Origin of the sequence: Nostocoides sp. F2B08, from assembly GCF_009184895.1 — a bacterium.
Taxonomy (GTDB): Bacteria; Actinomycetota; Actinomycetes; order Actinomycetales; family Dermatophilaceae; genus F2B08.
In genome coordinates, this window is the sequence record NZ_WESE01000002.1 from 480,341 (window position 1) to 500,871 (window position 20,531).

19 protein-coding genes and 1 pseudogene are annotated in these 20,531 nt (G+C 71.6%); 7 read left to right on the forward strand and 13 right to left on the reverse strand.

Annotation, left to right across the window (positions count from 1 at the left end):
- Nucleotides 1-19: 19 nt before the first annotated feature.
- The 5 genes from GA707_RS06010 to GA707_RS06030 are packed head-to-tail and all read right to left on the reverse strand — an operon-like array spanning nucleotide 20 to nucleotide 4,528.
- Nucleotides 20-1,039 carry a LacI family DNA-binding transcriptional regulator gene (locus tag GA707_RS06010; RefSeq protein WP_152177492.1) on the reverse strand — a complete coding sequence of 340 codons (1,020 nt, stop codon included), beginning with the start codon at nucleotides 1,037-1,039 and terminating at the stop codon, nucleotides 20-22.
- A gap of 8 nt (nucleotides 1,040-1,047) precedes the next feature.
- A complete protein-coding gene (locus GA707_RS06015; RefSeq protein ID WP_152177493.1) occupies nucleotides 1,048-2,040 on the reverse strand; it encodes a nucleoside hydrolase in 993 nt (330 codons plus the stop codon).
- 36 nt (nucleotides 2,041-2,076) lie between these two features.
- Entirely contained in the window at nucleotides 2,077-2,868 is a 792-nt protein-coding gene (locus GA707_RS06020) for a GntR family transcriptional regulator (RefSeq protein WP_152177494.1), read from the reverse strand.
- Nucleotides 2,868-3,569, reverse strand: a complete 702-nt coding sequence (gene deoC / locus GA707_RS06025; protein WP_152177495.1) for a deoxyribose-phosphate aldolase — start codon at nucleotides 3,567-3,569, stop codon at nucleotides 2,868-2,870. The genes GA707_RS06020 and deoC overlap by 1 nt, the downstream gene beginning before the upstream one ends.
- The gene (locus GA707_RS06030; protein ID WP_226963559.1) at nucleotides 3,566-4,528 is read right to left on the reverse strand and encodes a ribokinase; all 963 of its coding nucleotides are present in this window, start codon (nucleotides 4,526-4,528) and stop codon (nucleotides 3,566-3,568) included. The genes deoC and GA707_RS06030 overlap by 4 nt, the downstream gene beginning before the upstream one ends.
- A 315-nt stretch (nucleotides 4,529-4,843) precedes the next feature.
- Here GA707_RS06030 and GA707_RS06035 point away from each other — a divergent pair, with 315 nt between their 5' ends.
- Nucleotides 4,844-6,028, forward strand: a complete 1,185-nt coding sequence (locus tag GA707_RS06035; RefSeq protein WP_152177496.1) for a phytanoyl-CoA dioxygenase family protein — start codon at nucleotides 4,844-4,846, stop codon at nucleotides 6,026-6,028.
- A gap of 23 nt (nucleotides 6,029-6,051) precedes the next feature.
- A pseudogene (locus GA707_RS21720) lies at nucleotides 6,052-7,296 on the forward strand (MFS transporter); the annotation flags it as partial.
- A gap of 27 nt (nucleotides 7,297-7,323) precedes the next feature.
- Here the strand turns inward: GA707_RS21720 and GA707_RS21725 are convergent.
- On the reverse strand, nucleotides 7,324-8,403 hold the full coding sequence (locus GA707_RS21725) for an alpha/beta hydrolase (protein WP_370460015.1): 1,080 nt from the start codon (nucleotides 8,401-8,403) through the stop codon (nucleotides 7,324-7,326).
- A 105-nt stretch (nucleotides 8,404-8,508) separates the two neighbouring features.
- Nucleotides 8,509-9,054: a hypothetical protein gene (locus GA707_RS06050; RefSeq protein ID WP_152177497.1), complete on the reverse strand. Its 546-nt coding sequence runs from the start codon at nucleotides 9,052-9,054 to the stop codon at nucleotides 8,509-8,511.
- Between the two features lie 181 nt (nucleotides 9,055-9,235).
- Here GA707_RS06050 and GA707_RS06055 point away from each other — a divergent pair, with 181 nt between their 5' ends.
- Both GA707_RS06055 and GA707_RS06060 read left to right on the forward strand, forming a co-directional pair.
- Complete coding sequence (locus GA707_RS06055) at nucleotides 9,236-10,021, forward strand: SDR family oxidoreductase (RefSeq protein ID WP_152177498.1); 786 nt, start codon at nucleotides 9,236-9,238, stop codon at nucleotides 10,019-10,021.
- 52 nt (nucleotides 10,022-10,073) lie between these two features.
- Nucleotides 10,074-11,096 carry a Gfo/Idh/MocA family oxidoreductase gene (locus tag GA707_RS06060; protein ID WP_152177499.1) on the forward strand — a complete coding sequence of 341 codons (1,023 nt, stop codon included), beginning with the start codon at nucleotides 10,074-10,076 and terminating at the stop codon, nucleotides 11,094-11,096.
- Between the two features lie 22 nt (nucleotides 11,097-11,118).
- Here the strand turns inward: GA707_RS06060 and GA707_RS06065 are convergent, their stop codons facing one another.
- The gene (locus tag GA707_RS06065) at nucleotides 11,119-12,135 is read right to left on the reverse strand and encodes a LacI family DNA-binding transcriptional regulator (RefSeq protein ID WP_152177500.1); all 1,017 of its coding nucleotides are present in this window, start codon (nucleotides 12,133-12,135) and stop codon (nucleotides 11,119-11,121) included.
- Nucleotides 12,136-12,297: 162 nt separating this feature from the next.
- On the opposite strand from GA707_RS06065, the gene GA707_RS06070 reads away from it, so the two are divergent.
- Entirely contained in the window at nucleotides 12,298-12,744 is a 447-nt protein-coding gene (locus GA707_RS06070) for an SRPBCC family protein (protein ID WP_152177501.1), read from the forward strand.
- Between the two features lie 158 nt (nucleotides 12,745-12,902).
- Here the strand turns inward: GA707_RS06070 and GA707_RS06075 are convergent, their stop codons facing one another.
- The 5 genes from GA707_RS06075 to iolC all read right to left on the reverse strand — a co-directional run bounded on the left by GA707_RS06075 (nucleotide 12,903) and on the right by iolC (nucleotide 18,406).
- Nucleotides 12,903-14,405 carry a CoA-acylating methylmalonate-semialdehyde dehydrogenase gene (locus tag GA707_RS06075; protein ID WP_152177502.1) on the reverse strand — a complete coding sequence of 501 codons (1,503 nt, stop codon included), beginning with the start codon at nucleotides 14,403-14,405 and terminating at the stop codon, nucleotides 12,903-12,905.
- An 83-nt stretch (nucleotides 14,406-14,488) separates the two neighbouring features.
- Nucleotides 14,489-15,496: a Gfo/Idh/MocA family oxidoreductase gene (locus GA707_RS06080; protein WP_152177503.1), complete on the reverse strand. Its 1,008-nt coding sequence runs from the start codon at nucleotides 15,494-15,496 to the stop codon at nucleotides 14,489-14,491.
- Nucleotides 15,497-15,575: 79 nt separating this feature from the next.
- Nucleotides 15,576-16,481 carry a 5-deoxy-glucuronate isomerase gene (gene iolB, locus GA707_RS06085; protein ID WP_152177504.1) on the reverse strand — a complete coding sequence of 302 codons (906 nt, stop codon included), beginning with the start codon at nucleotides 16,479-16,481 and terminating at the stop codon, nucleotides 15,576-15,578.
- A gap of 7 nt (nucleotides 16,482-16,488) precedes the next feature.
- Nucleotides 16,489-17,382, reverse strand: a complete 894-nt coding sequence (locus tag GA707_RS06090) for a deoxyribose-phosphate aldolase (protein ID WP_152177505.1) — start codon at nucleotides 17,380-17,382, stop codon at nucleotides 16,489-16,491.
- Nucleotides 17,375-18,406, reverse strand: a complete 1,032-nt coding sequence (iolC, locus tag GA707_RS06095; protein ID WP_152177506.1) for a 5-dehydro-2-deoxygluconokinase — start codon at nucleotides 18,404-18,406, stop codon at nucleotides 17,375-17,377. Before iolC ends, GA707_RS06090 begins: the two co-directional genes overlap by 8 nt.
- 96 nt (nucleotides 18,407-18,502) lie before the next feature.
- Between iolC and GA707_RS06100 the strand changes: the two genes are divergently transcribed.
- Entirely contained in the window at nucleotides 18,503-19,243 is a 741-nt protein-coding gene (locus GA707_RS06100) for a GntR family transcriptional regulator (RefSeq protein WP_152177507.1), read from the forward strand.
- 401 nt (nucleotides 19,244-19,644) lie between these two features.
- Nucleotides 19,645-20,520, forward strand: coding sequence for a sugar phosphate isomerase/epimerase family protein (locus tag GA707_RS06105; RefSeq protein WP_152177508.1), 876 nt, complete (start codon nucleotides 19,645-19,647; stop codon nucleotides 20,518-20,520).
- Nucleotides 20,521-20,531: the final 11 nt, after the last annotated feature.

Below are 20,531 nucleotides of genomic sequence, written 5' to 3' on the forward strand. Positions count from 1 at the left end.
AGCCCGCGCGGGCGAGCCGTCACCGGAGCCGGGGCGGAATGTTGTGCGGCGAGATGATCTCGACCGTGTTGAGCACCGACGTCGGAGCTCCGGGGATCAGGCGGCGGGCGCGCAACAGCTGCTCGACGGCCCTGCGCGCATCCCGCCTCAGGTCGTGGTGCAGCACGGCGGTCAAGCGCCCCGACCGCAGCAACGCCGTGTTGTCGTCGTCGAGATCGTGCGCGATGAACGCCATCGGCGTGATGTCCGCGGCGTCGAGCGCCGCGAGGATGCCGCGGTTGCCGCCGCCGATCGAGTACACCGCGACGATGTCGCGCCGCTCCCCCAGCACCTCACGCACCGCGCGCTCCATCGAGCGGTCCAGGCCGTCGACGTCGCCCGCGAGGACGATCTCGCGCCCGCACCGGTCTCGGAACCCGCGCAACCGCTCCCGCTCGCCCATGAACGACCGCTGGCTCACGGTCGTGAGGACCACGCCGGGGCGGTCGCCGGTCGCCAGGTCGATCAGGTATGCGGCGCTCGCCCCCGCGGACCGGTCGTCCAGTCCGACGTAGGCCACGCGACGGGACTCGGGCACATCGGTCACGAGCGTGACGGTGGGGATCCCCCGGTCGGCGAGCCGGTCGACCGCGGCGGCGACCACGGGGTCGTCCGGCGCCTTGAGGACGAGTCCGTCGCACATACCCCTCGTGCCCAAGGTGAGCAGCCGGGAGGCGAGCTCCGCGGGGGACCCCGTCTCGGTGAGGTTGAACCGGGCGCGCACGCTGACCGGCCGCAGCCGCGCCAGCTCGAGCTCGAAGGCCGACCGCACCGGTCTGGTGAACCGGCTCGGCGCCTGCATGACGACGTCGATGAGCAGGGCCCTGGCCCCGAGCCGGAGCTGGGTCTGCTGGCGGTCGAGCTCGGCGATGGCCTGCTCGACGGCGCGGATCGCGCGGGCGCTCGCACCGGGGCGTCCGTGCACGACCCGGTCGACCGTCGCCAGGCTCAGCCCGGCCTGGGCGGCGATGTCGGAGAGTCGGTGGGGACCGTGGGGCATGGGGACCTTCAGGAGGGTTCTGCGGAGGAGCTCACGACCGGCGTCGAGTACGTCCGGTTCGGTGTGGTCGGGACCGCGAGGATGTCGCGGAGGTAGGTGTAGAAGCGGTCGGCGTCGACCGCCTCGATCACCTCGGTGTTGGGCGCCAGGCCGTGGACCCCCCACGAGACGGCCGAGTAGCCGCGGGTGAGCGCCGAGTCGGCCTCGACCGCGACGTGGCACCGGGAGGAGCGGGTCACGAGGTCGGGGTGGAGCAGGACGGCGACCGAGAGGGAGTCGGGGTGGGTGGTGCCTGGGATGCCGACCGACTCGTCGAAGGCGAGCGTCGTCTCGCAGACCCGGCCGAAGAAGTGCGCGAGCGGAGTGTCCAGCGCGGCGATCTCGGCGAGGCGCTCGCGCCCGAACACCGCGTCGTTCAGGGTGAGCGGCGCCCACGGCACGAGGACGACGTCGAAGCCCGCCTCGAAGACGACCCGCGCCGCGTGCGGGTCGACGTAGAAGTTGAACTCGCCCGCGGCGGTGATGTTGCCGCGCCCGTTGTTCGAGCCGCCCATGACGACGAGCCGCTTGACGCGGCGCGGGAAGTCGGGGTCCATGACCGTCGCGAGCGCGATGTTGGTCAGCGGTCCGATCGCGACGATCGAGAGCTCTCCGGGCGACTCGGCGGTCAGGCGGAGCAGCGCGTCGACGGCGTGCTCGGTCTCGGTGGGCAGGTCGGTGTCGTCGATGCGCAGGCCCCCACTGCCGTCGCCGTGGACGTTCTCCGCCGACACCCATGGCAGCACCATCGGCCGACGGCAGCCGAGGTGGATCGGCACCTCACCGAGGCGGCCGAGGGCGTTCAGCGTGAGGTGGGCGTTGCGGACCTGCTGGTCGAAGCCGACGTTGCCGGCGACCATCGTGATGGCGCGCAGGTCCGCCTCGGGGTCTGACATCGCGGCGATGATCGCCACGCAGTCGTCCTGTGCGGTGTCGGTGTCGATGATCAGGGGCGTCGTCATGGTGCTCCGTGCCGGGTACTGGGTTCGGGAAACGGGTCAGGTGCGGGTCAGATGGGAGGTGACGCGGAGCCGGTCGGCGCGCAGCCAGACGTCGGAGAACTCCAGCGGGACCTCGTCGGTGGTGAAGGTGAGCTGCTCGAGGTGCAGCAGGGGGGTGAGCGGCGAGATGCCGAGGAGGGCGGCGGTGGTGTCTCCGGCGGTCACCGCGTCGAAGCGGCGGCGGGCACTCGTGATCGTCACGCCGCACGTGTGCTCGAGTGCGGCGAAGAGGGTATGCGCGGCGAAGTCGACGTGCTCGATCGCCGCGGCGAGGTCGAGACGCACGTAGTTGACCAGCCGAGCCACCGCGGTGCCGTCGAGATGGCGGACCCGCTCGAGCCGCAGCACCGACCGGGGACCGTCGATCTCGAGGAGGGCGGCAACCGGGGCGGGCGGCTCGGTGACCTCCTGGCCGATGACGGTGGTCGTCAGCGGGTGGCCGGCATCGACGAGGGCCTCGCTCAAGGTCGTGAGGCGCTGGGCCAGCGGCGGCTCGACGACCGTCGTCGCGACGAAGGTGCCCCGCCCGCGCGTCTGGACGAGGAGGCCCTCGCCGACCAGGGTGCGAACCGCCCGGCGCAGTGTCCCCCGGCTGACGCCGAGTTGACTGGCGAGGTCCGGCTCGGCGGGCAGGCGGTAGTGCTCGGGCCAGTCGCCGGTCGTGATCCGCTCCCGGAGCCACTGCGAGATCTGCGAGTGGAGCGTGCACGGCGCGGTCGGGTCGAGACCCGCCTCCAGCGTGGGGGCGGGGGCGTCGAGAGTGGGCTCGGTGCGGCGTCGGGCGTGCATCAGTAGCTTGTCGTCGAGTCGTCGGAGGTGTCCGACACGATGGAGATGCCTGCGCTCGTGCCGACGAGGGCGGCACCCGCGGCCAGCAGCTCCACGACCTGCCCCCGGGTCGTGATGCCGCCGGAGGCTTTGACGAGGACCCCGGCCGGAGCGCGCTCGACGAGGTAGCGGATGCTCTCCGGATTGGCCGTCTCGATCGCACCGCTGCTCGCGTTCTTCAGGTATGCCGCACCGGCCTCGCACGCCAGCTCGACGGCGGCCGCCTTCTCGTCGTCGGTGAGGAGCGGCAGCTCGAGCATGACCTTGACGGGAACCCCCGCAGCGCGGACGACTCCGGCGATGTCCTCGCGGAACCCCGCGTAGTCGCCGCTCCTGAGCCACCCGACCTGGACCCCCATGTCGAGCTCCTGTGCCCCGAGGCGCACGAGCTCTGCGGCCTCGGCCGCCTTGCCGGCGCTCGTCATGACCCCCACCCTGGGGAAGTCGAGCGCCGAGGCGACGGAGACGTCGGTGCCGGCGAGCACCTCGGCCGCGAGAGGCACCCAGGAGCCGGCCACCATGGCCGCGTCGAAGCCGAACTCGACGGCCTCCTGCAGGTGGGTGAGCATCTCGTCGCGGGTGGTGCCGACCGCGATCTTCGTGTGCTGGATGTGGCTCGCGAGCTCGCGCGCGGTGTACGAGTCCGGGTCGCTGCGGGTCATGTGGATGGTCCCCCTGGTGTGGTGTCGGTTGTCCGGTCGTGGAGTGGTTCGGTCACGCGGGCGAGATCCGCCCGGGTCGGCAGAGCCGGGATGACCTCGTGGCGCCCGACGACGTAGGAGCCGACCCTCGCGGCGAAGCGGGCGGCGGCGATCGGGTCCGCGCCCTCGGCGAGCGCGACCGCTGCGGCGGCGGTGAAGGCGTCGCCCGCTCCGGTCGTGTCGACGACGCGGTCGGCGCGGACTGCGTCGATCGTCGCGACGCCGGTGTCGTCGGCGACGGTCACCCCATCGCCACCCTGGGTCAGCAGGACGGTGGCCCCGGTGCGTTCGTGCAGAAGCCGGGCGAGCTCCTCGGGCGGATGGTCGGAGGCGGCCGGGTCGAGGCCGAGCAGGATGGCGGCCTCGGTGAGGTTCGGGGTGACGACGTCGACGTGCGTCCAGACTCCGCCGGGCAGGGACATTGCCGGGGCGGGGTTGAGCAGGGTCCGGGTTCCCGCGGCGTGGGCGACCTCGACCGCGTGGACCGCCACCTCGACGGGGATCTCGAGGGAGACCACGGCGATGTCGGCTGCGGCCAGGTCGCCGGACTGCTCGTCGACGTGCTCGGGCGTCAGGTGGTCGAGCGCGCCGGAGGCGATGACGATGCGGTTCTCGCCACTCGGCTCGACGAGGATGACGCCGGCCATCGTCGCCGCCTCGCCGACGACGACGGGGTGTGCGGCGACGCCCTCGTCGGCCCACAGACGTTGAGCCGACTCGCCCATCGTGTCGTCGCCGACGGCCGTGAGGAAGGTGACGTCGGCCCCGAGCCGGGCAGCCTGCACGGCCTGGTTGGATCCCTTGCCGCCGTGACCGCTGGCGAACTCGCCGCCGCTCAGCGTCTCGCCGGCGACCGGGACGCGGGGGACCCGCATGGTCAGACCCACGCCGTAGCTACCCACGACCGCGACCCGCACCATGCCGTTCCCTCTCAGAAGTCCTCACCGCACGATAGGTGACTTGTTCATAGTTGTCCATAGACATACCGCCCAACTCCCCCAGCCTCCCACCACTTCTTCCGAATAGGACCGAAACGGCGAACGGTCACGCGCATACCGTTCGCCGTTTCGGTCCTATTGGGAGGATATGGTCTGACGCGGCTGGGGCGGGACGAGGGTTGAGGGGATTTTGAGGGGTTCGGTGCCCTGACAACCCGGCGCTGTGGCGGCACGCTGGGATGCAACGCCCGAGACGCGCACCGACGAACACCTTCACCGATCCCGCAGGAGCACTCGATGACCACCGCCACCCGACCCCGCCACTGGCTCTCCGCCGCCGACTGCCGGCTCGAGGACCTCCTCGCGATCCTCGACACCGAGACCGTCCTCGCCGACTACCCGCACGCCGAGACCGTCGAGCAGGGCGTGGTCGTCTACGCCGCACCGGCGCTGCGCGCCGCGATCGCCGCACGTGAGCAGGCCGCCATCATGGCGGAGCTCTGCCACGCGTGGACCGACGGTCCCGGCATCGTCGTCATCCGCGGGGCCCTGGAGCGCGACGTGCTCGACCGGGTGAGCACCGCATACGAGGAGATCGTCGCCGCGGAGAAGGCGGCCGGGGGCGAGCGCGGCGACCACTTCGGCACGCCGGGTGCGAACGACCGGATCTGGAACGCCCTCGAGAAACTTGCGGTCGCGGACCCTGAGGCCTTCGTCGACTACTACGAGAACGACATGATCGCGCTGGGGCCGAGCGCCTGGCTCGGGCCGGGATACCAGGTGACGGCGCAGGCGAACATCGTGCTGCCGGGTGGCGCCGGCCAGACGGTGCACCGCGACTACCACCTCGGCTTCATGGACAGCGAGCAGGCCGCGCGCTACCCGCGGCACGTGCACCTCTTCTCGCCCGAGCTGACCCTCCAGGGCGCCGTCGCGCACGTCGACATGCCGGTCGAGTCCGGGCCGACGCTCTATCTGCCGCACTCACAGAAGTACGAGCTCGGCTACCTCGCGTACTGGCTGCCCGAGTTCCAGGACTACTTCGTCGGCCACCACATCCAGCTGCCGCTCTCGGCCGGCGACGTCGTCTGGTTCAACCCCGCGCTCTTCCACGCGGCCGGCTCCAACCGCACCGGTGTCGACGGCCTGCAGCCGGTCCAGCGGATGGCGAACCTCCTCCAGGTCTCGTCCGCGTTCGGCCGCTCGATGGAGACGGTCGACCGCGCGAGGGTCGTCGAGGCGGTGTACCCGTCGCTGCTGCGCCGCGTCGGGGAGTGGTCGCAGGCCTCCCTCGAGCGGGTGGTCGCCGCCAGCGCCGAGGGGTATGCGTTCCCCGCCAACCTCGACCGCGCCCAGCCGGTCGACGGCATGGCTCCCCCGACCCAGGCCGACGCCGTCCTCGCCGCCCTCGCCTCGGGTGAGCCCGTCGAGACGCTGCGCGAACGCCTCAGCGCGCAGGTGGCGACGACGCGTAGTCACTGAGGCGGCCTCGCGCGCGTCCTCGGGTGCCCTACCGTCGACGCGTGAGGACTCCGACGCTCGGTCTGCGCGAGAACGCCGGGCAGTTCGCGCTGCTCGTCGTCATCAACGCCCTCGTCGGCGGAATGGTCGGCCAGCAGCAGACCGTGCTCCCGCTGCTCGCCGAGGACGAGTTCGGCCTGACGGGCTACACGGTCATCTTCACCTACGTCGCGGCGTTCGGGATCACGAAGGCGACGGCGAACTACGTCGCCGGCGCGTGGTCGGACCGCTACGGCCGCAAGCCGGTCCTTCTCCTCGGGTGGCTGATCGCGCTCCCGGTGCCGCTCCTGCTCATCTGGGCGCCGAGCTGGGGCTGGGTCGTCGCGGCCAACGTCCTGCTCGGGATCAACCAGGGCCTGACCTGGTCGACCACCGTGATCATGAAGATCGACCTCGTCGGTCCGCGCCAGCGCGGCCTCGCGATGGGCCTGAACGAGGCCGCCGGCTACGGCGCGGTCGCGCTCACGTCGATGGCCGCCGGCTACCTCGCGGCCGAGTACGGCCTGCGACCCGCCCCGTTCCTCCTCGGCCTGTCGTATGCGGTGCTCGCCATCGCGCTCACCTCGCTCGCCGTGCACGAGACCAAGGGGCACGCGACGCTCGAGGCCGCCGCGCATACCCCTCGGGCCGACGGACGCCACGACCACCTGCACGGCGAGCTGACGAACCGGGAGGTGTTCGCGCAGACGAGCTGGCATGAGCCGGCGCTGTCGTCGGCGAGCCAGGCGGGGCTGGTCAACAACCTGAACTTCGGACTGTCGTGGGGGCTCTTCCCGCTGCTCTTCGCGAGCTCGGGGTTGGGTGTGGGCCGGATCGGGCTGCTGTTCGCGATCTACCCGGGCGTCTGGGGCGTCGGGCAGCTGGTCACCGGGGCGCTGTCGGACCGGTGGGGGCGCAAACACCTCATCACCGTCGGCATGCTGCTCCAGGCGAGCGGGCTGGCGGTCATCGCTGCGGTCGGATCCTTCGGTGGGTGGGCGTTCGGGGCCGCAGTGCTGGGGGCCGGCACGGCGATGGTCTACCCGACGCTGCTCGCCGCGATCGGCGACGTCGCCCACCCGAGCTGGCGCGGCCGGGCGGTCGGGATCTACCGCGTCTGGCGGGACCTCGGCTACGCCGTCGGGGCGGTCATGGGCGGTGTCGTCGCCGACCTGTGGAGCTTGCGCGCCGCGGTCTGGGTGGCCGCCGGCATCAGCGTCGTCTCCGCGCTCGTCGTGGCGGTGCGGATGTACGAGACCGGCTCGCGGCGACTGCTGCTACGCCGTGAGCACCCGCCGCAGCGCGTCGACCTTGGCGTCGGTGAAGGCCTTCATCGAGGGCGCATCCGGCATCGCGACGTCGGCGCCGTGCGGCATCCCCGGGACGACGTGCAGCTCGACGTCGACGCCCGCGGCCCGGAGCCGCTCGGCGTACTCGACGTCCTCGTCGTGGAACAGGTCGATCGAGCCGACCCCGATCCAGGCGGGCGGGAGGCCGGCGAGGTTCGTGCGACGGGCGGCCACCGCATACTCCGGCGCGAGCCCGCCGATCGGCGCCCGGCCGAGGTAGGAGGTCCACCCGAACCGGTTCGACGTCGGGTCCCACCCGACCCGGCCGGTGTCGCCGTGGTCGGAGCGCAGGCAGGTGCGGTCGTCGAGCATGGGGTAGACGAGCATCTGGTGCCGCACGGGGACCTCGCCGCGGTCGTGCGCGAGCTGCACGAGGGCGGCCGCGAGCCCACCGCCGGCGCTGTCGCCGCCGACCGCGATGCGCTGCGGGTCGATGCCGAGCCGCTCGGCGTTGTCGTGCAGCCACCGCAGCCCGGTGTAGCAGTCCTCGAGCGGGGTCGGGAAAGGGTTCTCCGGAGCCAGCCGGTAGTCGACCGCGGCGACCAGGACGCCGAGCTCGGTGGCCACGCGGCCGGCGAACGGCTGGACCATCTCCGGCGTGCCGAACAGGTAACCGCCGCCGTGGATCCAGTACAGGACGCCGGTCGGTCCGGTGCGGTTCTCCGGCTCGTAGAGATGGACCGCGACCGGCTCGCGCCCGCGGACGTATGCGGTGCGCACCTTCGTCGTGACCCCCGCCGGCAGTGGGAGGACGCTGCCGAGCGGGATCCGACGGACCAGCCGCAGCACCGTCGCGTTCGGGACCGGCGTCGGGAGGTACAGCATCGGGCTGCGCAGGTCCGGCGCGACGAGCTCCTCGACGGCTCTGCGGCGTCTGAGAATGCTGCGGGTGAGCAGGCCGGCGACGACGAGCTTCGTCAGTGCGATCCCGGCCAGGATCGGTCGTGCTCGCATGGTCGTCGCCTCCCGTGACTCTCGTGGTGTGCCTGAGTAGGTCGCGCCCAGCATCCCACTGCGCGGCGTCGACCGGGAGGCCCAGCAGCGAGCCGCGGCGTCGGAGGCGAGCCGCGCCGATATTGCGCCGCGGCTTGTCTCGAACGCCGCGGGTCGGTGTTACCGCTGCGCCCGGTTCGAGGCGTCGTAGGCGATCGTGCCGGTCAGGGTGGCCGATGTCGTGCCGCCGACGAGGTCACCGATGGGGTTGGCCGTGCCCTCGCCGGTGGCGCCGACGAATCGGCCCGTCCCGCCGACGATCTCCCACTCCAGCTCGATCAGACTCGAGATTGGGAAGGTGTTCGTCGGGTCGAGCACCAGCTCGAAGCTGCCCTCTTCCGTCATGAACAGCTGGTCGCCGTTCGCTGCGGTGACGGTGATCGTGCCGCCACCGAAGACACCGGTCGTCGGACCGGTGAAGGCGCTGCAGTGCTCGATCTCGAACCACACTGTGCCCAGGTGGCTGAAGGTCCCGGGACCCTCGCCGCTGAAGGACCACATGGCATCCGGCATCGTGCACCCGTCCGGTGGACCCATCGTGTCCTGGGTGACGACTGATCCAGTGAGCGGCCGAATCGGCGGGTCGCTCGGTCCCGCAGTCGCCGGCGCTGAGGCAAGGGCCAGGGCCGCAACGACCCCCGCCCCCGCGATGATGTGCCTCTTCATGATGTTCCCCTTCCTCCCTGATCAATGGTGACCAAGCTCTCGCCCTATCTCCCCCCTACTCCTCTCGCGGGCGACACGCCAGGGACATGTGGCTGACTCGTTGGTCACCTGCCCTTCCATCTCCTCCCGTCAATGCACTAATGTCCTGACATATACCGTGTCCACGATCCCAGGAGACCCCATGGCACTCGTCGACCTCCTCCGCGACAAGGTCGTCCTCGTCGTCGGCGGCACCTCCGGCCTCGGGGCCGCGATCGCTCGAGCCGCTGCCCGGGAGGGCGCGGCTGTCGTCGTGACGGGGCGCCGGCCGGACCGCGGTGACCAGCTCGTGAGTGAGCTCGAGGAGACCGGGGCGAGCGCCGCATACGTCCAGGGAGATGTCGGGGACGCGGCCGAGGCGACCCGTATGGTCGAGGCGGCCGTCGAGCGGTTCGGGCGGGTCGACTGCCTCGTCAACTGCGCCGGCATCACGACCCGCGGCACGCTGCTCGACACGACGCAGGAGCTGTTCGACGAGCACATCGCGACCAACCTGCGCGGGCCGTTCTTCACGATGCAGGCGGCGGTGCGCGACATGGTGGGGCGCGGCGCCGCGGGCACGATCGTCAACATCATCACGATGACGAGCCACGGTGGTCAGCCGTACCTCGCGCCGTACGCCGCATCCAAGGGCGGACTCGTCACACTGACCAAGAACGCCGCACACGCCCACCGGTTCGACCGGATCCGGATCAACGGCCTGAACATCGGCTGGACCGAGACCGAGGGCGAGGACGCGATCCAGCGGCGCTTCCACGGCGCCGGCGACGACTGGGTCGAGAAGGCCAACGCCGGATTGCCGATGGGCAAGCTGGGCCAGCCCGACGAGATCGCGGACGCCGTCGTGTTCCTGTTGTCCGACCGCTCCGGCGTCGTCACCGGCTCGGTCATCGACTGGGACCAGACGGTGCCCGGCACCTACGACTGAGCGCCGCACGCTGCCCACTCCCTGCCACCTGCCCTGCCACCCAAGGACCTCCATGCGCATCGGACTTATCGGCCTCGGCCGCATCGGCGCCTTCCACGCCGACACCCTCGCCGCACTCGACGCCGTCGACGAGCTCGTCGTCACCGACCCGGTGGCGGCGGCCGTCGACGGCGTGCTCGCGCGGCACTCCGTCGCCAGGGCGGTCGGCTCGCCTGCCGACGTGCTGGCGAGCGGCGTCGCCGGTGTCGTCATCGCGGCCGCGACGAACGCCCACGCAGAGCTGCTTCTCGCCGCCGTCGCGGCCGGTATTCCGACGTTCTGCGAGAAGCCCGTCGCCGGCCGGATCGAAGAGGCGCTGAAGGTCCAGCGCGCACTCGCGGACTCCGACGTGCCGGTGCAGATCGGCTACCCGCGGCGGTTCGACCCCGCGTTCGTCGAGGCGCGTTCGCTTGCCCTCGGCGGCGCGCTCGGCCAGGTGCACACTGTCCGCTCCACGACGCTGGACCCGGCTCCGCCGCCCGCCGCGTACCTCGCCGTGTCCGGCGGCATCTTCCGCGACTGCTCGGTGCACGACTTCGATGCCGTGAGGTGGGTGACGGGCCAGGAGGTCGAGCAGGTGTATGCGGTGGGCGCCGTCGACCCGGACGCCGCCGCCGAGCTGTACGCCGACAACGACGACTACTCGACGGTGTCGACGTTGTTGACGATGGCCGACGGCACGATCGGCGTCGTGTCGAACACCCGCACCAACGCCCGCGGCTACGACGTGCGGCTCGAGGTGCACGGCGTCCTCGACAGCGTCGCCGCCGGCCTCGACGACGGGCTCCCCCTGCGCTCCACGGAGCCGGGGGTGACCTGGCCGGCCGGACCGGCGCATACCTTCTTCATGGACCGGCTGACCGAGGCTTTCCGGCGCGAGCTCGCGGCGTTCACGCGGGTTGCCGCGGGTGAGATCGGGTCGCCGTGCACTGTCGACGACGCGATGGGAACCGCGTGGGTCGCCGAGGCGGCGACGCTGTCGGCGCGCGAGCGGCGGCCGGTCGCGATCGACGAGGTGCGCTCGGCCGCCGGCTGAGGTCGGTCGCGAGTCGACCGGCTCAGTGGGTCGGAGGGGCGGTCGAGGCGCGCACGACGAGGCGGGGGCTGACGATCACGTCGGTATGCGGTGGAGACTGCGCCTCGTCGGTGTCACGTCGGTCGCTGGTCAAGGCTTCGCTCAGGACGGCGACCACCGCGGCCGCGAGGGCGGGCGGGTCCTGGCTGACGGTCGTGAGCTCGATCGTCGCGAGCCGGGCGAGTGGGCTGTCGTCGTAGCCGGTGACCGACATCTGTTCGGGCACGGTGATGCCGGTGCGGGCGAGGCCGGTCCGCACTCCGACGGCGCAGTGGTCGTTGAAACACGCGACCGCGGTGGGGCGGGCGGCGTTGTCCATGGAGAGGATCTCCTCGGCGGCCGCGAGTCCGGCCGTCTCGTCGACGCCGCCGGGGATGACGACGACGTCGAGGTCGCGGCGGCGCATGGCGTCCCGGAACCCCCGTCGCCGAGCCGTGGCGATCGAGCCGCGAGGTCCGTCGACGTAGGCGATCGAGCGATGGCCGAGGTCGACGAGGTGGTCGACGATCGCATCCATGCCCGTCGCGTCGTCGGCGAGGACACCGGTCGAGTGGGAGGTCCCCAGGCGCCCGACGACGACGGTCGGGACCTCACGCGCCACCGCGTCGATGCGCGCCTCACTCAGCCCCGGGCCGACGAGAACGATGCCCTCGCACCGCTGGTCGAGCAGTGCCTCGAGCGCCTGCTGCTCGCTGCGGCGCGGTGTCGTCGTGCCGAGGACGAGGTCGAGCCCGGCGTCGGCCGCGGCACCGTCGAGCACCTCGACGAGCTCGGCGTGGAACGTGCTCGAGATCGCGATGAGGACGCCCAGGTGACGTGAGCGCCGGCTCGCGAGCAGGCTGGCCGACCGGTCCGGACGGTACGCCAGGCGCCGGGCCGCGTCCTGCACCGCGTCGCGCGAGGCCTGGCTGGGTCCCGGTCGACCGCGCAGCACGAGGGAGGCCGTCGCCGTCGAGACCCCCGCCTCGGCGGCGACGTCCACGAGACGCGCGCGCGGCATACCCACTCCTCCCTCCGGATCTCGCCCAGTATGTCCGCGTTCGGTGCGCAGCTCCCAGTTCGGCGCGATGCCTCGCACCGGTCGGTCGACCGGGGCACCGGTTGGTCGGTGTCGTGGGGTCTGCCGCTCGCGCGCCGGGCGTGGTGGGGGTTCAATGGGCAGATGACCGAGCAGCGCATCGCCTCCGCCACCCGTGACGTCGCCGCCGACGCGGCGACGATCTTCGAGCTCATCGCCGACCCGAGCCGTCAGCCCGAGTGGGACGGCATGGACAACCTCGTCGCGGCGGCGCCGGGGCAGCGGGTGCGGGCCGTGGGCGATGTGTTCGTCATGACGATCCATCTCGGCACCGACCGCAACAACCGGATCGTCGAGTTCGAGGAGGGCCGCCGCATCGCCTGGAAGCCGTCCGAGCCGGGCAAGCCCGAGGCCGGGCACCTGTGGCGATGGGAGCTCGAGCCGGTGAGCGAGACGGTGACCCGGGTGACGCACACCTACGACTGGAGCGGGCTCACCGACGAGAACCGGATGGGCCGGGCGAGGCGGACGACGTCGGAGCGGCTGATGGGCTCGATCGACCGGCTCGCCGAGATCGCCGAACGGGGCTGAGGGCCGGCCGGGGCCCTCCCATGCCCGCGCGGCACGGCTGCACCACGCAAGTGCATCGTTGACCACGGGACCTAACCGTGGTCAACGACGCGTTTCCCGGTTGGGGAGAGAAAGGGAAGTGGCGGCCGAACCCCGAGCGGGGTCGTCATGCCGACGGACTACTGGTTCTGGGGGAAGCCGAGGTTGAGGCCGCCGTGGCTGGGGTCGAGCCAACGGGAGGTGACGACCTTGCCGCGGGTGTAGAAGTGCACGCCCTCCATGCCGTGGGCGTGGGTGTCGCCGAAGAGGCTGTTCTTCCAGCCGCCGAAGGAGAAGTAGGCCATCGGGACCGGGATCGGCACGTTGATGCCGACCATGCCGACCTCGACCTCGTTCTGGAAGCGCCGGGCCGCCCCGCCGTCGTTGGTGAAGATCGCGGTGCCGTTGCCGTAGGGGTTCGTGTTGATCAGCTCCAGGCCCTCGTCATAGGAGTCGACGCGGATCACGGACAGCACCGGCCCGAAGATCTCGTCGTCGTAGACCGACATCCCCGGCTTGACGTTGTCGAACAGCGTCGGCTTGAGGAAGAATCCGTCGCCGTCCGCCTCGACGTCACCCTCGCGGCCGTCCACGACGAGGGTCGCGCCGTCCTCGACGCCGGAGTCCAGGTAGGACGTGACCTTGTCGCGGTGCTGCGCCGTCACGAGCGGGCCCATGTCGCAGCCGCGGGTGCCGTCACCGGTGACGAGCTTGCCCATCCGGTCGGTGATCTTGGCGATGAGGTCGTCGGCCACCGGCTCGACGGCGACGAGTGCCGAGATCGCCATGCACCGCTCGCCCGCGGAGCCGAAGCCGGCGTTGACCGCGGCGTCGGCGGCGAGGTCGAGGTCGGCGTCGGGGAGGACGAGCATGTGGTTCTTCGCACCACCGAGCGCCTGGACGCGCTTGCCGTTCGCGGTGCCGGTCTCGTAGACGTACTTGGCGATCGGCGTCGAACCGACGAAGGAGATCGCGCGCACGTCGGGGTGGGTCAGCAGGGCGTCGACGGCCTCCTTGTCACCGTGGACGACGTTGAGCACACCGTCGGGCAGGCCGGCCTCCTTCCACAGCTGCGCGACCGCGTTGACCGCCGACGGGTCCTTCTCCGACGGCTTGATGATGACCGAGTTGCCGCACGCGATGGCGATCGGCACGAACCACAGCGGCACCATCGCCGGGAAGTTGAAGGGGCTGATGATGCCGACGACCCCGAGCGGCTGGCGGATCGAGTAGACGTCGACCTTGGTCGAGACATTCTCGGAGAAGCTGCCCTTGAGCAGGTGCGGGATGCCGCAGGCGAACTCGGCCACCTCGAGGCCGCGGGTCACCTCGCCTTCGGCGTCGGAGAGGACCTTGCCGTGCTCGGCCGTGATGAGCGCGGCGATGTCCTTCTTCTTGGCGTTGAGCAGCTCGCGGAAGGCAAAGAGCACCTGGGCGCGGGCGGTCAACGTCGAGCGCTGCCACGTCGAGTCGAAGGCGGCCTTGGCGATGGCGACGGCCTCCCCGACGACCTCCGTCGAGGCGAGGTCGAGGTCGCCGGTGTGCTCGCCGGTCGCCGGGTTGTAGACCGGGCTGGTCCGCTCGGCGGTGCCCTCCCACGGGGCGCCGTTGATCAGGTGGGTGATGCGGGTGGGGGTGCTCATTGCTGCTCCGTTGCTCACGTGGTCACACGCGGATGGTGAGGGTTTGCTAGTTTGTCCTGACAAATGTAGCAGGTCGGGCTGGATCAGGCGAGACCCGGGATCTCGTCCAGGCGGACGGGCCGTCCCTCGCTGCGGGAGAGCTCGCACGCCTCGGCGACCCGGAACGCCTCGAGCCCATCGGTGATTGTGCACGGCGTGACGATCTCGCCGCGCACCAGGCTCACGAAGGCGGCCAGCTCCGCGACATAGGCGGGTCGGAACCGGTCCATGAACGTCGTATGCGGTGGTCCCGCCGGGAACTCCACGCCCGGCTCCGCGCTGCGGAAGGCATACGAGTCGTCGAGCCCCACGGCGAGCGAGGCCTCCGACCCGTGCACCTCCACCCGGACATCCTGGCCACCGCCGTTGTAGCGGGCCGCGCTGACGAGGGCAACCGTGTCGTCGTCGAGGGTGAGGACGGCCGCGCCGGTCGAGACGTCGCCGACCTTGGCGAAGAACGGCGCGCCCTTCGTGCCGCCGGTCGCGTAGACGGTCTCGACCTCGCGCCCGGTGACGAACCGGATCGCGTCGAAGTCGTGCACCGAGCAGTCGCGGAAGATGCCGCCGGACGTCGCGATGAACGCCTCCGCCGGCGACGTGACGTCGTGGGTCGTGCACCGCAGCTGGTGGATCTCGCCGAGCTCCCCCGCCTGCACGGCCTCGCGCGCCCGCAGATAGCCGGAGTCGAACCGGCGCTGGAAGCCGATGTGCACCGGCACGCCCGACTCCTGCTCGAGCCGGGCCAGCTCGCCGGTCTCGGCGAGCGTGGCGGCGACCGGCTTCTCGCAGAACGTCGGCACCCCCTCGGCGATCCCGCGCCGCAGCAGCCTGGCATGGGTCGGCGTGCCCGTGGCGATGACGAACCCGTCCAGGCCCGAGGCGAACAGCTCGTCGAGCGACGTCACGTGTTCGGCGCCGAGCTGGGCCGCCACCCGGGCGGCGGCCTCGGGGACGGCGTCGGTGAGGACGAGCTCCGGGGCGTCGGGGAGGCTGAGGATGGTGGCGGCGTGGAAGGCGCCGATCCGGCCGGTGCCGGCGAGGCCGATGCGCATGGTGTCGAGGCTCCTCGGGTTGCTGTCGTTCGGTATGCGGTGGTCGCGGTCCCGGTGATGTCTCTCGTCGGGCGTGGCGTCAGTCGGTGAGGCGCGGGTCGACCGGCAGTTCCGGCCACGACTCGCGCACCCAGCCGTGGGCGGGGTCGTCGCAGATCAGCCAGACCCGTTCGGGGCCCGGGCCGGCCATGACGTTGAGGTAGTAGAGGTCGGCGTTCGGTGCGGCGATAGCCGGGCCGTGCCAGCCGTGCGGGACGAGGACGACGTCGCCGGTGCGGACCTCGGCGAGGACGTCGATGGGCCGCTCGGCGGTGCCGTACACCCGCTGGTAGCCGACCGCGTCGACGCCTCGCTCGTCGGTCGACCGCGTCTCGAAGTAGTAGATCTCCTCGAGCTCGGCCTCGACTCCCGGCCGCTCGGTGTCGTGTTTGTGAGGTGGCCAGGACGACCAGTTGCCGGCCGGGGTGATGACCTCGCAGGCGATGATCCGGCTCGCGTCGAGCACGCCGGGGACGCCGAAGTTGCGGACCTGCCGGGACGCGATCCCGGCTCCGCGCAGCTCGACCGGCACGTCGTCGGCCGGCAGGTGGGTGACCGCCGGAGGCTCGTCCCCGGTCTCGTCGAGCGCCAGGGCGATCGCGACCCGGCTCGCCTCTGCGTCCCCACCGGCTCCGGTGAGGGTGAGGGAGGAGGCGCGCGGCGCATACAGGATGTCGGTCGGTCCGGCGAACACGCTGGACCGGCCGGCCAACGCATACTCACCGTCGCCGGCGACGGCCACGGTGACAGGTCCTGAGAGCGGCACGACGACCGCCTCCCAGGACCCGAGGTCGCGCGTCACCGACTCGCCCGACGCGAGGGTCAGCGTCATCAGTCCGGTGTGCCGCCAGCCCGGCGTCCGCTCGTCGATGACGAGGTCGGCGCCGTCCTCGGCGCGCGACCCCGCCGGGTGGAACCAGGTCTCGTTGTCCGCTCCGCGGCTCATGGCGTGATCACCTTCCGTGCACGAGGTCGGCGGCGACATCGACCGCTCGGGCGACGTCGCCGTCCTCGGGATAGAGCAGGGCGCGGCCGACGACGAGGCCGGCCGCCTGGGGCACGTCGAGCGCGCGGCCCCACGACGCGTAGGTCTCGGCCGGGTCGCCCGTCGGGTCGCCGCCGAGGAGGAGGGTCGGCAGCGTCGTTGCGTCGAGGACGCGGGGCATGTCGTCGACGACGGGGAGCTTGAGCCAGGTGTATGCGCTGGTCGCCCCGAGTCCGGAGGCGATCTGCATCGAGAGGATCACCGAGTCGGGGTCGAGCCGGTTGTGCACCCGGTCGGGAGCGCCGCGCTCGGTGATGAACGGCTCGACGAGGGCGACCAGCCCGCGCGCGGCGAGCTCGCTCACGGCGCGGCCGCTCGCCTCGAGCGTCGCGGCGGTGCCGGGGTCGTCGAAGCAGATCCGGGTGAGCATCTTGCCGCCGTCGAGCCCGGCGTCGGCGATCGCCTGGGCGTCCATCGCGGTGAAGCGGTCGTCGAGCTCGAAGGTGGCTCCCTGGAGCCCGCCGCGGTTCATCGTGCCGAAGACCGTCATGCCGTCGAGCAGGCCGAGCAGGAGGAGGTCGTCGAGGACGTCGGGGCCGGCGAGGACGCCGTCGACGCCGGGACGGGTGAGGGCGGTGGTGAGTCGCGCGAGCAGGTCGGTGCGCGAGGCCATGGCGAGCGGCTCGCCCCGGACGCCGAGTGCCCCGCGGGCCGGGTGGTCGGCGGCGATGAGGAGCAGGCCCCGGCCGTCGGACTGGCGCTGCTGGAGCGAGGGGCCGCGGGACCGGGTGCGCCAGCCGGCGGCTACGGCGGCGGGGTCGGTGCGGCGGGCTGCCGAGAGGCGAGCGGCGAGGTCACCCATGACCGGCTCCGTCGCTCGCGGTGGTGGGAGTGGGCGAGCCGGCTGTCGACAGGGTCGGGGTGCCGGCCTGCAGCGCGAGCACCTCGTCCTCGGTCGGCATCGCGGTCGCGCACTCGCGGCGGGCGGCGACGTGGGCGCCGGCGGCGTTCGCGAAGTCGATGGTGCGGCGCAGGTCCCAGCCCTCGAGAAGGCCGTGGCAGATCGCCCCGCCGAAGGCGTCGCCGGCGCCGAGGCCGTTGAGGACGTCGACCCGGTAGGGCGGGCACTCGACCCGCTCACCGTCCGAGGTCATCGCGAGGACGCCGCGTGGGCCCTGCTTGACGACGGCGAGGTCCACGCCGCGGTCGAGCAGCGCGCGGGCGGCCCGCTCGGGCTCGATCTCGCCGACGGCCACCTCGCACTCCTCCCGGTTGCCGATGGCGACGGTGCACGCCTCGAGCGCCATGGCGGCGGCCCGGCTGGCGTCGGTGACGTGCGTCCAGAACGTCGGCCGGTAGTCGAGGTCGATGACGGTGAGCGGCTTGCGGCCGCGCAGCTCCCAGGCGGTCAGGTGCGCGCTGCGGCTCGGCTCGGCGGACAGGCCGGTGAGGGTGCTCCAGTGCAGCCGCGACTCGGCGACGGCGACCGGCGGGATATCGCGCTCGCCGATGCGCAGGTCGGGCGCGGTCGGGAACCGGTAGAAGTAGAGCGGGAAGTCGTCCGGCGGGAAGATCTCACAGAAGGTCACCGGGGTCGGCAGCCTCGGGTCCGTGCCGAGGTATGCGGTGCTCACGCCGAGCTCCTCGAGCGCACGTCGGACGAAGCGCCCGAACGGGTCGTCACCGACCCGGGAGACGAGGGCGACCTCATGGCCGTAGCGCGCCGCCGCGACGGCGACGTTGCCGGCGCTGCCGCCGAGGTACTTGCCGAAGGTCTCGACGTCCTCGAGGCCGACGCCGTCCTGCATCGGGTAGAGGTCGACGCCGACCCGCCCCATGGCGAGGACGTCGAAGGCCCGGGGGGCGAACGACGTCGAGGCGGCCATAGGACTACCTTGGCGCATCCTCCGAACGGCGTCAATATTTGTTCGGACATTATGAACTAGTGCATGTTAGGACGTTACTGACATACACTCCCGCTTGTGAGCAAGACCATTCCCGTCGTCATCGATCGCACCAGCCCCGTGCCGCTCTACCACCAGCTGGCCGAGCAGCTCACCGAGGCGATCGAGACCGGTGTGCTGCAGCCCGGAGACCCGTTCGAGAACGAGCTCGCCCTGGCCGCACGGCTCGACCTGTCGCGACCGACCGTGCGGAGGGCGATCGCCGAGCTCGTCGGCCGAGGCCTGCTGGTGCGGCGCCGCGGCGTCGGGACGACGGTGGCGAACCAGGTGATCCACCGCCGCGACGAGCTGTCCTCGCTGTGGGAGGACCTCGTGCGGCGCGGCACGAAGCCGAGCTCGGAGATCCTCGAGATCGACCGCGAGCGCGTGAACCCGGTCGCCGCCGAGGCGATGGGGCTGGCCGAGGACACCCCGTTGCTGTATCTCAAGCGCCGGCGGATGGCCGGTGACACCCCCGCCGCCATCCTCGAGAACTACCTCCCCCCGCACCTCGCCGACCTCGACGACTCCGATCTGCGCACGCGCGGGCTCTACGACATCCTCAAGGCGCGGGGCGTCCGTCCGGTCATCGCGCACCAGGTCATCGGCGCGCGCCGGCCGACCTCGGAAGAACGTCGCCTGCTCGGCCTCGCCAGCGGCGATCCGCTCCTCACGATGACGCGCCGCGCATACGACTCCGAGGGCGCGCCGGTCGAGTACGGCGACCACTGCTACCGCTACGACCAGTACGCCTTCGACGTCACCGTCTACGAGCGCTGATCGCCTCGGTGCCTCGGTGCCGCGCGGTCGGCATGCCACCGCTGCCGCGCCGGAGCACCGGCATGCCAAAGGCGCGACATACCGCGCGATCGGCATGCCACTGCTACACGGCTCGCTTCAGGGGCAGGCCGAGAGCCCGATGGATGCGAGGTATGCGCGGGTCGCCACCGCGGTCGGCAGCAGACGCCGACGGTGAGCTTCGCATACCGCTCGTCCTGGGTGTTGCGTGACCTGTCGACCGTCTGGTCCACCGCCGGCTCCTTCGCTGGGATCTCGGGTTCGGCGCACTCTCGGGAGGCTTCCCTGGTCGGCACCCTGGTGCTATCGTACTAATGTCTTAACATTTGTACAGCGCGTCTGGCATGCCCACTACCCCCGAACCGGAAGGCCCAGGAGGATCGATGCGGATCGCCCAGGACCCCACGCCGTTCCACCACGACTACGACCTGCTGGAGTTCCCGCGCGTCGTCGCGGACCTCGGCTATGAGTGGATCCAGCTGACCCCCCACAAGGACCTCGTCCCCTTCTTCCGGCACCCCAGGGCCGACGACGCCCTCGTCAGGCAGTTGAAGAAGGCGTGCGACGATGCGGGCGTCGGGATCGCGAGCATGCTTCCGGTTCAACGGATCTCGGGTCCGGACGAGTGGGCTCGCGAGGCCGCGGTCCGCAACGTCAAGCGCACCATCCAGATCGCCGTCGACCTGGGCGTCCGGGTCATCGGCACCGAGTTCTCCGGCCGGCCGGAGCGGGCGGAGGCGTCCGAGGCCTGCTTCTACCGCTCGATGGAGGAGCTGCTGCCGATCATCGAGAGTGAGGGGCTGAGCCTGCTCATCGACCCGCACCCCGACGACTTCGTCGAGGACGGCCTCGAGGCGATCCGGGTCCTGCGTGGCCTCAACTCCCCCTCCGTCGGCATGGTCTTCGTCGCGTGCCACTCCTTCCACATGGGCCACCCGATGCGCGAGGTCATGCGCGCCGGCAAGGACCTCATCCGGCTCGTGCACGTCGCCGACACGATGGACCACCACGCCTCGCACGGCCTGCGCTACATCACCAACCCGCCGGGCAACGCCGTCCGCGTCCACCAGCACCTGCGCATCGGCGCCGGCGACGTCGACTGGGACGACTTCTTCGGCGGCCTCGCCGAGATCGGCTTCTACGACGACCCCGACAGCGTCATGTGCAACTCCGTCTTCGCCGAGGACGAGAACGCGCACGACATGGCGCGCTACCAGCTGACCACCATGAAGGAGTACGTCGCCACGCACGGCGGCTGACATCGAGGATG